Origin of the sequence: Mesoflavibacter sp. CH_XMU1404-2 (assembly GCF_037029465.1) — a bacterium.
Classification (GTDB): Bacteria; Bacteroidota; Bacteroidia; order Flavobacteriales; family Flavobacteriaceae; genus Mesoflavibacter.
Genome location: NZ_JAYMEM010000028.1, coordinates 159,624 through 173,009, shown reverse-complemented (window position 1 = coordinate 173,009; position 13,386 = coordinate 159,624). Strand labels below are relative to the sequence as shown.

The following is a 13,386-nucleotide window of genomic DNA, read 5'->3' as shown; positions in this document are numbered from 1 at the left end:
AATTTTAACTTTTTTAAAGTGTTTTATTTTGTAGGTAATTTACTAGTAATGCCACTACATAGCTGTAGCTTTCCATACCTTTTGCTTGGTTATTGGCTTTTAGATAAGTGGTGTATGTGCTTTTAAAGAAAATCTCTGATGGGTTTTTGTAACTATCCCAAAAGTCTTGCACTTCTTGGTAGTTTTTAATAATTCCAGGATTTATGGTTTCAACTAATTCAAAATAAGTGTCAGGATTACGTTTGTAGACTTCTCTTAAACAATGTCTAAGTCCAAAGGTGTAACCGCAATATTTAAAATAAATATCTGGATTGTTTACCGATGCTAAAAACCCCATAAAATTGGCTTCGTTTTCTAAAGCGTAACCCAATTGGTGGGCAATCTCGTGAGCTGAAGTTGTTGGGAATTTATACTCCGGAATTAAATAATCTACCTGCGCTTCATTAGTCAAAGGATTCAAATATCCGCTAAAACCCATATAAGTTAGTGGTAAACTAAATATCGATTTTTTTAAACTTTTTGGATGGTATTCTAAATGCGGAAATTCTTTCTCCAACACTTTATAACCATTCGGAGTTTGTTTTAAAATTTCGGTTTTTGTGTACGGTAAAACGACTTTTACTGTATCGTTTTTAGCGATATGTAATTGTAAATTGTTAGATTTTTCAATTAGTTTTTTGGTGACAGAAAGTAGTTGTTCTGTAGTGTAATCGTCTTCCAAACCTAAGTTTTTATGCAATGGATTACGGTAATAATTAAATCCCCAAAGTAGATGAAATGCAAAATACACAACACCCAAAACTGCACCAACATCTAACAACCATTTTATGGTGTCTTTATAAATACGTTTTCGGTTTAAAACTAACCATCTTAGCATTAAAAAAATGCCAATACCATAGACAAAATCTCCAAAGCTAAACGGTAGCCAACCCAAAACATATCTAAAACATTTAGATAAAAATGGGTATAATCCTTCGCTATAATTTCGATCTACAAATTCAGGAAAACGCTTGGCAAGTTGTACCAAAATGTAGGTAGGTACAATTAATCCCGTTAAAAATAATTTGGTGTGTTTTCGCATAGACTTCAAAAATAATTAAAATTAGGACCAATCGTTCAGGTTTTTTTAAAAGGTTGGTTCCTGCTGTCCGTTATATCTTTTTTATTTGATCACTTCGACTACGCTCAGTGACCAAATAAAAAAGGATGTCACTTCCATCAGGAGTAACGACTAAAGTTGATGTTTGTTTAAATGGTTTCTTTTTGTCATTCAGAGCTGTCACATTGAGCGCAGTCGAAATGAAGGCGAAGAATCTTATTAATATTAATCATAAGAGATTCATCAGTCGTTCCTCCTTCAGAATGACAAAAGTAATGTGGATGTTTTTTTTCTTGTCATTCAGAGCGCAGCGAAGAATCTCATAATTTCAACTTAAAAAAGTAATTAATCCATAGTGCATTTTGTACTTTTGTGTTTCAATAAAAATAAAATTATGAGTCAAGACGTAAGAGCCTTAGAGCCTAAAGCATTATGGAATAAATTTGCCGATTTAAACGCCGTACCAAGACCTTCTAAAAAAGAAGAACGCGTTATAAAATTTATGAAAGATTTTGGAGCTAAGTTAGGTTTAGAAACTATAGAAGACGAAGTAGGAAACGTAATCATCAAAAAGCCAGCAACAGCAGGAATGGAAGATCGTGTAACCATTGTAATGCAATCGCATTTAGATATGGTACATCAAAAAAATAACGATACGGTTTTTGATTTTGATACGCAAGGTATCGATATGTATGTAGATGGTGATTGGGTAAAAGCAAAAGGAACAACACTTGGTGCAGATAACGGTTTAGGTGTTGCTACCATTATGGCTATTTTAGAAAGTACAGATATACCACATCCAGCAATAGAAGCTTTATTTACCATTGATGAAGAAACCGGAATGACTGGCGCAATGGGATTAAAAGGCGGATTATTAACTGGTGATATTTTATTGAATTTAGATACCGAAGAAGATGACGAAATTGGTGTTGGTTGTGCTGGTGGAGTAGATGTAACTGCAAGACGTACTTATGAAGAAGAAGAAACACCAGAATTTAAAACCGGTTATCAAGTTGAGGTAAAAGGATTACAAGGAGGACATTCAGGTATGCAAATACACGAAGGTTTAGGTAACGCCAATAAAATTATGAACCGTGTGTTATTTGATGGTTTTGAAAACTTTGGTTTACGTATCTCTCAAATTGAAGGCGGTAGTTTACGTAACGCTATTCCACGCGAGAGTAAAGCAATTGTAGCAATAGATGCTATACATGAAGAAGCTTTTTTAGCTGAAATGAAAGAGCAAGCCAATACCATAAAGAAGGAACTTAAAACCATGGAGCCAGATTTAGAGATTTTGGTCACTAAAACTGAAACACCAGAAAAAATTATGGATTTAGGTGTGCAAGAAGGTGTAACCAGAGCAATTTATGCGGCATTAAATGGTGTATACCGTATGAGTGCAGATATTCCAGAATTAGTAGAAACGTCTAATAATATAGCACGAGTAACTATAAAAGATGGCGAGATAGAAATTGCGTGTTTAACACGTAGCTCTGTAGAGAGTTCTAAACTAGATTTAGCCAATACTTTACGCGCAACGTTTGAATTAACAGGTTGCGAAGTAGAGTTTTCTGGAGATTACCCAGGTTGGACACCAAATATGGATGCATCTATCTTAAAAGTGGTTACAAATGTTTACGAGCGTTTAAATAACGAAAAGCCACACGTTGCAGCTTGCCATGCAGGATTAGAATGTGGTATTTTAGGACAAAATTATCCAGATATGGAAATGATTAGTTTTGGACCAAATATTAAAGGTGCACATAGCCCAGATGAGCGCGCTCAAATAAGCTCTGCTCAAAAATATTGGAAATTTGTGTTAGAAATCTTAAAAGAAATCCCAAAGAAATAGGGAAGTAGATAATAATAAAAAAAGCCTAGTTTTTGCTGGGCTTTTTTTGTTTCGTTTAACGTTAGCGTATAAATTTCAGTTGCGGAAAATCGGTACGATTTTCCGATTGAGCTGAAAGATAGAAAATTGCAGTGAATTTATACATTGTTGCCAGTAGTTATTTTTCAATCATCTTAATCAATTTGTATCTCTTCGTATTAATTAAACTATCAGTAGAGATAGCGCATTTACTCGTAAAATATTCCTGGGCAATAAATGTATATTCACGATTTTTTATCAGTCTATATTTGGTTGGACAACCTATAAATAGTTGATAATCATATTCGGCGTTATTAGTTATTCCATTAACTGATTTAACAGATTCATTATTTGCAACAAACACAACACAGTCGTTATTACATTTCCCATTAAAATTCCTTTTAGGAATGAATTGAATCGTATCATTTTTTTGTTGAATTAGTTTAGAGTTTAAAAACTTAAAATTTCGACTTGTATTAGAGCAAGTAAAAATGATTAATATTAAAGCTAATAAATAAAATTTCATCTTAGTTTATAATTCGGTTCTGTTTTTCCTAATTATTGGCAATGTAAAGATAAAGCGAGTTTACAATTCGCATTACCGATTGTTAAACAAAGTTAACTTATTATGTATGAAAATCAATACGTAGGTCTACGTATATTTATAAAAAAACCACCTAAAAAGGTGGTTTTTTATTTTATGTTTTTTTGTGGTGTTATTTAATACCAACAATTTCTAAATCAAATACTAAATTAGCATTTGGTGGTATACGTGGTGCGCGTCCGTTTGGTCCGTACCCTAAATAACTTGGTACAAAAATACGGGCTTTGTCGCCAATGTTCATTTTTAGCATAGCTTCTCTAAAACCTGGTACAAGCGTAGCAGACTCGTTATAAATCATAGGGAAAGGCTCATATGCACCAGCTTTATCTGCTTGTTCGTTATAGGTGTTTGTAGCTTTTGCTACTTCTGCATCTGTAGTGTAAAACAAGTTTCCGTTTTCAAAGTAACCTGTACTTTGTATTAAGACATTATCGGTGCTTTTTGGTGTTACACCATCTTTGGCTTTGTTTAAAATCATCACTAATCCAGTAGGCGACTCTATAACTTCACCTTCCATATCTTTATTTTTCTCGATAAAGGCTTTACCAGCTATTTTTGCTTGCTCTTTAATTTTTTCTTGCATAGCAGCTTGTTGCTCTTCTAAGCGTTGAGGTAATAAAGGTTCTTTTTCGGTAAATACTTTTGCAGCGTCAAATGCTTTTGCATCGGCACCTTTTCTTATAATATTTAATTCTTCTATAATAACAGGCTCAACAGGTTTGGTGTTATTTGTTTTTACATTAGATATGGTATCTTGTACTTCTAGTCCTTTTACTAATTCTCCAAACACTGTATGACAGCTTGTTCTTGGCATGTTACAGTTTTTAAAACTTCCGTCTGCATAAAAAGCATCTAGGTTAGTTTTTGGTACTTCGGTAATAAAAAACTGGCTTCCGTTAGTGTCTAATCCACCAGAGTTAGCCATGGATAAAATACCTGCTTTATCATGGCTTAGGCTAGTGTCAAATTCACTATAAAATTTATAGCCAGCACTACCCATACCAGTTCCTGTTGGGTCGCCACCTTGTATCATAAATTTGTCCATCACTCTATGAAAAGTAATGCCATTATAAAATGGTTTACCTTTTAAAGAGTCTGCTAATTTTGGATGTGTTCCTTCTGCAAGACCTACAAAGTTAGCAACAGTAACAGGTACTTTGTCATAAAATAATTTAGCAACCATAGTACCTTTGTTGGTCTTAAACTCGGCGTAAAGTCCGTCTGGTAAATCAGGATATTTGTCTTGACACGACATTGCCGAAAAGCTGGCAATAAAAGCGATAAGTAAAAATTTCATTTGTTTTTTTATTAGGTTCATTGTTATTTGGTTTAGTCTTGATTTTTAGTGATTTTATTTACGGTTACTTGACACATAATTGGTGTGTTAATACCTATTTTGTGTTCGTCTCCATAATAACCATATGCTTTTTGCGAAGGGAATAAAAATGTAGCAGTTTCTCCTTCTTTTAAAAGTTTTAAACCTTCGCGAAGACCAGTAAAAATTTCTTCTTGATCCATAGCGTAGTTTTGCGTTTTTATTTCTTCTTTAGTGTAAATAACATTGCTATCTAAGGTTTTTACATTGTAATTGAAGTTAATTATATCGCCAAAACCTGGTGTTTGCAAACTATCGTTTTCAACTTTTGTATTGTAATAGTACCAAAAACCGTTTCCTGAATTTTTAAATTCTTTATCAGGTTGGCTGGCAATTATGGTTTCTATTTTTTCAATTTCTTTTTGGTTTAAAGCTTTGTTACGGGCAACAGATTGGTCTATAAAACTTCCTGAAGACACGGTAATTGGTTTACGTGCTTCGGGACTTTTACAGCCTATAATAAGCAGTCCAAAAAAAATAAATATATAGTGATTAAGCTTCATTTAATGCCGATTTGTATTGTGGTAATATACTAATAAATTTTTCAACAGTTTCCTTAATTGGTAAATCACTTTTTCCGCCAGCAGCATTAGTATGTCCGCCACCTTCAAAATGAGATCTAGACATTAAATTTACAGAGAAATCTCCTTTAGAGCGTAAAGAAATCTTTACAATATTTTGTTGTGCGTCTTCTATAAAAATAGCAGCTAAAACAATATTATTTAATGATAAAGCGTAATTTACAAATCCTTCTGTATCGCCTTTTTTGTAATCAAATTTTTGAAGTTCGCTTAGTGTCAACGTTATATAAGCAGCTCTATATTCTGGCAATACTTTTAAGTTACTTAACGCACAACCTAATAGCTGCAAACGGTTATAACTATTGGTGTCATAAACTTGATTATGAATAAAAGTATTTTCAGCACCTTTATCGATTAAATCTGCGATAACGCGGTGTGTTCTGCTAGTTGTTGAATTGAATCTGAAAGAACCAGTATCTGTCATGATACCTAAATAAATAGCTGTTGCCATATTGCTATCTAAATGGTCTAAATTGCCTAACATTTCAATAAAATTATAAATCATCTCGCAGGTAGAACTCATACTAACATCACTATAGGTGTATTTGGCATAAGGATCTGGTTGTTGATGATGGTCAATCATAATTTTTAATGACTTATTTTCCGCAAGTGTATTCTCCATATCTCCAGCTCTATGAAAGGCATTAAAATCTAAAGTGAAGATAATATCTGCGTTATTTAAAGCTTCTACAGATTGACTGTTTTGCGAATCAAACTTTAAAATTAAGTCTTGACCAGGAACCCATTTTAAAAAATCTGGGTAATCATTAGGTGTAATAACAGTTACAAAATGATTGATTTTTGTTAAGTAATGAAATAACGCCAAGCTAGAGCCAATAGCGTCTCCATCAGGATTTTTGTGAGTTACAATAACTATTTTTTTAGGCGAAGCTAAAAGCGATTTAATTTCAGAAATATCTTGTTTTGTCATAGCGCACGAATATACAATTTTTTAATAATTGAATTTGTTGTTTTTCTTAATAAATGCCTTACTTTTGCACAAAATTAACAAGCTGAAAATAGGTTTGTTATTAAAAGTTGAAATTAAAACTAAAACAATAAAATGGCAACTAATAGAACATTTACAATGCTTAAGCCAGATGCTGTAGAAAAAGGACACATTGGCGCAATTTTAGAAAAAATTAATGCTTCAGGATTTAGAATCGTAGCAATGAAATTAACTCACATGACTAAGCAAGATGCAGAAGCATTTTATGCTATTCACAAAGAAAGACCTTTCTTTGGAGAGTTAGTAGAGTATATGACACGTGGTCCTATTGTAGCTGCTATTTTAGAGAAAGATAATGCAGTAGAAGATTTTAGAACTTTAATTGGAGCTACAAATCCAGCAGAAGCAGCAGAAGGAACTATTAGAAAAATGTACGCAGAATCTATAGGAGAAAATGCAGTACACGGAAGTGATAGTGATGAGAATGCAGCTATAGAAGGTGCTTTCCATTTTTCTGGAAGAGAGATGTTTTAAGGAGTTATAACTTAAACATATTATAAAAAAGCCTGAGAACTTCTCAGGCTTTTTTGATATATTAGCAGCCCAATTAGCTAAACAAATGAAAAAGAGATTACTGTTAGTTCTTTTTATTGCTACACAGGTGCTTTTTGCGCAAACTAGTAATAAAGATTTAGAGCGTTTTTTACAATCTACAAACGCTTCAATTTCAATTAATCAAATTAATAATACACCAGAGTTTATTATTTTTCCTTTTGACCAACCATTTTCTATAAATGGGTCTTCTGTTAAGGAAAAGTCAGAGAATTTCATAACTCAATATACATCTGTATTGGGTGTAGATAATTCTAATTTAATTTTAGAAGAAACGAGGTTAGATAATTACGGTTTTGAACATGTAATTTTCAATCAATACCATAACGGAGTAAAAGTTTTTGATGGACAATTAAGAATTCATTTTAATGCAGATAAGCAGATTACAGCAATTAACGGAAGCTTAATTTCTGGATTAAAAGTAAAAACTAATCCGCAGATTAGTACGTTGCAAGCTTCAAATAAAGCAATAGAAATTGTAAATACTCAAAATATAAATCATTCTGGAGCAGGTTTAATGGTTATAAAAAGTAATTTATATGTATTTCAGAAAGGTCTTATTGAAAATAAAAATTTAGGAGACTTTCTTGTTTATGAAGTTGAGGTTAGAAACAATGTAGATGTTAGAGAGTTTCTTTTTATAAATGCATTAACAGGAGATTTGGTACAGCAATTTACAGGAATAGCGCATGTTAACAGAGAAGTTTATGAAAGTAATACTTCAAATTTGGTATGGCAAGAAGGGGATGCTTTTCCTGGTGCGTTAACAAACTGGCAACAAAATGAAGTAGTAGCTTCAGAGGATATATATAACTTCTTTGAAAATGCTTTTGGTTATGTGTCTTATGATAATCAAGATGCTACTATGATTACTATAAACAACAATCCTAATATTTCTTGTCCAAATGCTAATTGGAATGGTTATTCTGCTAATTATTGTGATGGAACAGCTGCAGATGATGTGATAGCACATGAATGGGGACACGCTTATACTGAATATACAAGTGGGTTAATATATTATTATCAAGCAGGTGCTTTAAATGAATCTTTTTCTGACGTATGGGGAGAAACAGTTGATATGTTGAATAATTATGAAGATGCAGGAGAAGATTTATCTATAAGATCAAGTACAGCTTGTAATCCTTCTTTAAGATGGAAAATAGGGGAAGATGCTTCTGCTTTTGGAGGAGCAATTAGAGACATGTACTACCCTCCATGTAATGGAGATCCAGGAAGAGTTGGTTCGGGGAATTATTGGTGTGCTGAAACAGATTCCGGAGGTGTTCATATCAATTCGGGAGTACCTAACCATGCTTATGCGTTATTAGTAGACGGAGGAACATATAATGGTGTTACAGTTACAGGAATTGGTTTTACAAAATCAGCTCATATCTTTTGGAGAGCTCAAAGTCAATATCTAACTCAAACAAGTGACTTTTCTGTTTTTGCAGATGCTTTAGAGGCTTCTGCTAATGATTTGTTAGGAGTAAATTTAATGGGGCTATCAACAGGAGCTTCAGTAGGTTTATCAGGAGAGGTTATAACTGCTTCAGATTTGGCACAATTAAATAATGCACTTCTAGCAGTAGAGTTAAGAATGAATCCTGATTCTTGTGGTTTTGTATCACTATTAGATCAAACAGTAACATTATGTTCTAATGCAACCAATGGTGCTTTATATACTCAAGATTGGGAGAATGGTCTTGATGGCTGGACTGTAAGTAACGTGCCATCAAATCCTACTACTTGGGAAGATAGAGATTGGATTTTAGAGTCTAATTTACCTAAGAGTAGACCAGGTACTGGTATTTTTGGAGCAAATCCTATTAACGGAGATTGTTCATCTGATTTACAGAATGGAGTTATAAGATTACAAAGTCCAGTTATTAATTTACCATCAGGTGTAACTGGTGATTTTGAATTGGCTTTTAATCATAACATATCAACTGAATTTGAATGGGATGGTGCTAATGTTAAATACAGAAAAAATGGAGGATTCTTTTGGACTCTGGTTCCTGTATCTGCTTTTACCGCAAACCCTTACAATGATGCTATAAATGGTTCTGGTGAAGGTAATGATAATCCTCTAGCAGGACAAGCAGCTTTTACTGGTTATGACGAAGGAGGATTAACCGGTAGTTGGGGAACAAGTGTTATAAATCTTTCAAATATAAATGTAAATGCAGGTGATAGTGTAGAATTTAGGTTTGAAGTTGGTACAGACGGATGTAATGGTACTGTAGGTTGGTATCTTGATGAAGTTTATGTGTACAACTGTTCCGTAGATCTATTGTCTGTTAATGATTTTGATCTTAATGCGAATGATATTTTTGTTTATCCAAATCCTTCAAATGGGATTTTCAATATTAAAAATCAAAGTAAGCAAACTATTAGCTCAATAGAGGTGTTGGATATTAATGGAAGAATAATAAATATTAATTCAAAAATTAACACAACAAGTATTGATTTAAGTAATATAAACTCTGGTATTTACTTTTTGAAAATACATACAGAAACTACAACGATTACTAAAAAAGTAATTAAAAAATAGTAGTAAAAGATTTATCCAACTAAAAAAGCCTTTCCAAATTTGGAAAGGCTTTTTTTGTAATCGTTTAAATAGAAAATATATATTATACTACTTTTACATTTACTGCGTTCATGCCTTTACGTCCTTCTTGTAGATCAAATTCTACGTTATCTCCTTCTCTAACTTCGTCAATTAGACCTGAGATATGAACGAAATGGTCTTTGTTAGATCCTTCTTCAGTTATAAAACCATAACCTTTAGAATCATTGAAAAATTTTACTGTGCCTTGAGCCATTGTAATAAAAAAAATTTGTTAATAATGTTTCAAAGATAGAGTTTATAATATTAACTCAACGTTATTTTTAAAATTTTTCAAAAAAAATAAAAGTTCGGTGAAAAATTTTCAATTACCTGAGTACTATTTTGTTAACGATGTCTTTGCCTAGTTCTTCGTTAATCATTTTTATTATTTTCTCTTTTCCGTAACTAAGCTCTTCTCTTAGAGCACTAGAAGTTAATTGAATGTAAAGTGTATCTCTTTTTAGTTGAATATCAGAGGTGTAATTGTTAATGCCATTACCCATTAGTTTTGCCCAAGCATCTCTAACTTGTACTTTGTCTAAGCCAGTTTCTAATTTGTTTTCTGTAACAAATTCTTTAAGTACATCTTGTAAATTAAGTATATCGTTATTGCGTTTGGCCATTATTCAACATTTATTGGTGTGTAACGTTTATATAAATATACGTCTTTGCTTTGGTTTATTACTTTCATTTCGTCTTTAGAAATCTCTAAAATAGTTTCTTTCCAACTATAATAAGGTGTTTTATAATGTAAGTTAAAACTGTCGTTTTCAATTTTAAAAGTGAAATTTTCTGAGTTGTTTGAGGTTTTAAAAGTACCATCAAATTGTGGTTTCATTTTTTTTCTAAATCCGGACGTGTCTGAGGTAATTTCGATATAATCAATGGTCTCGTTTACGGTGTATTCTTTTTCGTAACCATTGTTTAATTTAACGTGTTTTATTTCCCAATAACCATCTATGTTTTCGGTAAAATGAGATTTATCTTCCGTACAACTAAAGATTATTAGAATTAATAATAAGGCTAATTTTTTCATTTTAAAAAAAATTAAAGTTTAAAAATTTTATAGGTTTGATGTACTTGTTTCACAACACTTTCGGTACGATCTGCATGTGTATCGCTTATAAATATTTGACCAAAATTTTCGTCATCTACCAATTTTATAATTTGAGCAACTCTAGTTTCATCTAGTTTATCAAAAATATCATCTAAAAGTAAAATAGGGTTGCTTCCGTTTTCTGCTTTTATGCTGTCAAATTGCGCTAGTTTTAATGCGATTAAAAATGATTTTTGTTGTCCTTGACTACCAAATTTTTTAATCGGATGATCATCAATATTAAATATTAAATCATCTTTATGTATCCCAACGCTAGTATATTGTAAAGCTTTGTCTTTATTAATATTTTGACGTAAAAGTGTATTTAAATCGTCATCAAAAAGGTTGCTTTTGTAAACTAAATCTATAGCTTCGTTATTATCGCTAATGGCTTTATAACGTTCTTTAAAAATAGGAACAAAGGTTTTTAAAAAGGTTTTACGTTTTTCAAAAATTTGTGTTCCGTAAGTGTTTAATTGTTCGTTATAGACATCAATTGTGTCTTTATTAAAGGTGTGGTTGGCAGCAAAAAATTTTAATAAAGAGTTTCGTTGCGCCAATACTTTATTATAGTTAATCAAGTGATTTAAATAGTTTTTATCATTTTGACTAATCACACTATCAATAAACTTTCTTCTTGTGTCACTACCTTCTATAATCAAATCTCTATCTGCTGGCGAAATTATAACAAGCGGTAAAAAACCTATATGATCACTAAATTTATCATAAGCTTTTGCATTTCGTTTTATAACTTTTTTTTGTCCTTTTTTTAGGCTAACAACAATATTTTCGGTTTTATTGTCTTTCTCATATTCGCCATTAACCACAAAAAATTCTTCGTCATGTCTAATGTTTTGTGAAGAGACCGGATTAAAATAACTTTTGCCAAACGAAAGATGATATATAGCATCTAAAACATTTGTTTTTCCTACACCATTATTACCTACAAGACAATTAATGGTAGCGTCAAACTCAAAAGTTTTAGTGTCAAAATTCTTATAATTTAAAAGCGAAAGTGATTTTAAAATCATAGATACAATATAAAAAAAGTGTGCTAAATAGGGTTGCCACAATAAGAAGTGCAAATTATTGAAAAATATCAAATAAATAGGCTTTTATTTATGAAGAAAAATTATATTTTTGTGCGCATTAATAAAACGAAGTATGGCAACGTATAAGAAAAGAGGATACAAACCTAAGACGAAAGTTGAAAAAGAAATAGAAGTAGAAGAAGAATCTGCAACAGCTGAAGTATTTAATACATTAGACGAGTCTGCAAACAAAGCAGAAGAGTTTGTAGAGAAAAACCAAAAGAACATTTTTATTGTAATTGGTGTTGTAGCTGCTTTAGTTTTAGGATATTTAGGTTACCAACAATTTATAGCAAAACCAAAACATGTAACTGCTATGAATGAAATGTACCAAGCAAAAAAGTATTTTAATGATGCTGTAACAGCAACTGCTAACCAAGACTCTTTATACAACTTAGCTTTAAGTGGTGGAGAAGGAAAATTAGGTTTAACAGATATTGTAGACCAATATAGTGGTACAGAAGCAGGTAACCTTGCAAACTACTATGCAGGTATGGCTTACTTAAACTTAAAAAATTACGAAAAAGCTATCGCTTATTTAGATGATTTTAATAGCGAAGACGAAGCTTTAGCGCCAATGGCTAAAGGTGCAATAGGTGATGCATTTATGCAATTAAACCAACCAGATCAAGCTTTAGATTATTACACAAAAGCGGCTAATTTACGTCAAAACGAATTTACAACTCCAACCTTTTTATACAAAGCAGGTGTAACTGCTTTAAATATGGGTAATGCTTCTAAAGCGTTAGAGTTTTTTAATAAAATAAAAGACAATTATCCAGATGCTCCTGAAGCTAAAAACTCAGAAGTATTTATAGGAAAAGCACAAGCGATGTCAAAATAATATAACATGGCAACAACAGATTTATCAGCTTACGATAAAGCATCAATCCCAAACGGAAAGCAATTTCGGTTTGGGATTGTTGTTTCAGAATGGAATGACAATATCACCGAAGGTCTTTTAAAAGGTGCCAAAGACACACTTTTAGAGCACGGTGTAAAACCAGAAAATATTATTGTTTGGCACGTGCCAGGTAGTTACGAGTTAATCTACGGAAGCAAAAAAATGCAAGAGCAAATGGTTAACACTGTTATTGCAATAGGTAGTGTTATACAAGGTGAAACGAAACATTTTGATTTTGTTTGCGAAGCTGTAGCGCAAGGTATTAAAGACTTAAATGTACAGCGTGAAACACCTGTTATTTTCTGTGTGCTTACCGATAATAATATGCAACAAGCCATAGACCGTTCTGGAGGAAAACATGGTAACAAAGGTGTAGAAGCTGCAGTAGCTGCATTAAAAATGGCAGAATTAAGAAGAAACGCTTAGATTTCAGTATTCAGTATTCAGTATTCAGTATTCAGTATTCAGTATTCAGTATTCAGTATTCAGTATTCAGTATTCAGTCTATCATAGTTTGTTTAATATTGCTAACAGCTAACAGCTAACAGCTAACAGCTAACAGCTAACAGCTAACAGCTAACAGCTAACAGC

The 13,386-nt window shown here is 32.2% G+C and carries 13 protein-coding genes; 5 read left to right on the top strand and 8 right to left on the bottom strand.

The genetic code is table 11. From position 1 onward, the window contains the following. Nucleotides 1–13: 13 nt before the first annotated feature. Entirely contained in the window at nt 14–1,081 is a 1,068-nt protein-coding gene (locus tag WA327_RS12390) for a DUF3810 domain-containing protein (protein ID WP_336070206.1), read from the bottom strand. Nucleotides 1,082–1,493: 412 nt separating this feature from the next. On the opposite strand from WA327_RS12390, the gene WA327_RS12385 reads away from it, so the two are divergent. Beyond that, a complete protein-coding gene (locus tag WA327_RS12385; protein ID WP_336070204.1) occupies nt 1,494–2,954 on the top strand; it encodes an aminoacyl-histidine dipeptidase in 1,461 nt (486 codons plus the stop codon). Nucleotides 2,955–3,688: 734 nt separating this feature from the next. On the opposite strand, the gene WA327_RS12380 is transcribed toward WA327_RS12385, so the two are convergent. From WA327_RS12380 to WA327_RS12370, 3 genes are read right to left on the bottom strand one after another with little or no spacing between them, the layout of a single operon-like run. Further along, the gene (locus WA327_RS12380; protein WP_336070202.1) at nt 3,689–4,873 is read right to left on the bottom strand and encodes a peptidylprolyl isomerase; all 1,185 of its coding nucleotides are present in this window, start codon (nt 4,871–4,873) and stop codon (nt 3,689–3,691) included. A gap of 32 nt (nt 4,874–4,905) precedes the next feature. Then, on the bottom strand, nt 4,906–5,454 hold the full coding sequence (gene gldI, locus WA327_RS12375) for a gliding motility-associated peptidyl-prolyl isomerase GldI (protein ID WP_336070200.1): 549 nt from the start codon (nt 5,452–5,454) through the stop codon (nt 4,906–4,908). After that, nucleotides 5,444–6,463: a bifunctional oligoribonuclease/PAP phosphatase NrnA gene (locus tag WA327_RS12370; protein ID WP_336070199.1), complete on the bottom strand. Its 1,020-nt coding sequence runs from the start codon at nt 6,461–6,463 to the stop codon at nt 5,444–5,446. The genes gldI and WA327_RS12370 overlap by 11 nt, the downstream gene beginning before the upstream one ends. Before the next feature lie 132 nt (nt 6,464–6,595). Here WA327_RS12370 and WA327_RS12365 point away from each other — a divergent pair, with 132 nt between their 5' ends. After that, nucleotides 6,596–7,015 (top strand): nucleoside-diphosphate kinase, encoded by a 420-nt coding sequence (locus WA327_RS12365; RefSeq protein ID WP_027880679.1) that lies wholly within the window; start codon nt 6,596–6,598, stop codon nt 7,013–7,015. Between the two features lie 85 nt (nt 7,016–7,100). Then, nucleotides 7,101–9,644 carry a M4 family metallopeptidase gene (locus WA327_RS12360; protein WP_336070196.1) on the top strand — a complete coding sequence of 848 codons (2,544 nt, stop codon included), beginning with the start codon at nt 7,101–7,103 and terminating at the stop codon, nt 9,642–9,644. Nucleotides 9,645–9,726: 82 nt separating this feature from the next. Here the strand turns inward: WA327_RS12360 and WA327_RS12355 are convergent, their stop codons facing one another. From WA327_RS12355 to recF, 4 genes are all read right to left on the bottom strand, one after another. Next, entirely contained in the window at nt 9,727–9,918 is a 192-nt protein-coding gene (locus tag WA327_RS12355; RefSeq protein ID WP_336070195.1) for a cold-shock protein, read from the bottom strand. Nucleotides 9,919–10,030: 112 nt separating this feature from the next. Then, a complete protein-coding gene (locus WA327_RS12350; protein WP_336070194.1) occupies nt 10,031–10,327 on the bottom strand; it encodes a DUF721 domain-containing protein in 297 nt (98 codons plus the stop codon). Beyond that, a complete protein-coding gene (locus WA327_RS12345) occupies nt 10,327–10,740 on the bottom strand; it encodes a lipocalin family protein (protein WP_336070192.1) in 414 nt (137 codons plus the stop codon). The genes WA327_RS12350 and WA327_RS12345 overlap by 1 nt, the downstream gene beginning before the upstream one ends. Before the next feature lie 11 nt (nt 10,741–10,751). Further along, complete coding sequence (gene recF, locus WA327_RS12340; protein ID WP_336070190.1) at nt 10,752–11,831, bottom strand: DNA replication/repair protein RecF; 1,080 nt, start codon at nt 11,829–11,831, stop codon at nt 10,752–10,754. 133 nt (nt 11,832–11,964) lie between these two features. Between recF and WA327_RS12335 the strand changes: the two genes are divergently transcribed. Both WA327_RS12335 and ribH read left to right on the top strand, forming a co-directional pair. Then, nucleotides 11,965–12,735: a tetratricopeptide repeat protein gene (locus WA327_RS12335; protein WP_336070242.1), complete on the top strand. Its 771-nt coding sequence runs from the start codon at nt 11,965–11,967 to the stop codon at nt 12,733–12,735. Between the two features lie 6 nt (nt 12,736–12,741). Further along, complete coding sequence (gene ribH / locus WA327_RS12330; protein WP_336070188.1) at nt 12,742–13,221, top strand: 6,7-dimethyl-8-ribityllumazine synthase; 480 nt, start codon at nt 12,742–12,744, stop codon at nt 13,219–13,221. Nucleotides 13,222–13,386: the final 165 nt, after the last annotated feature.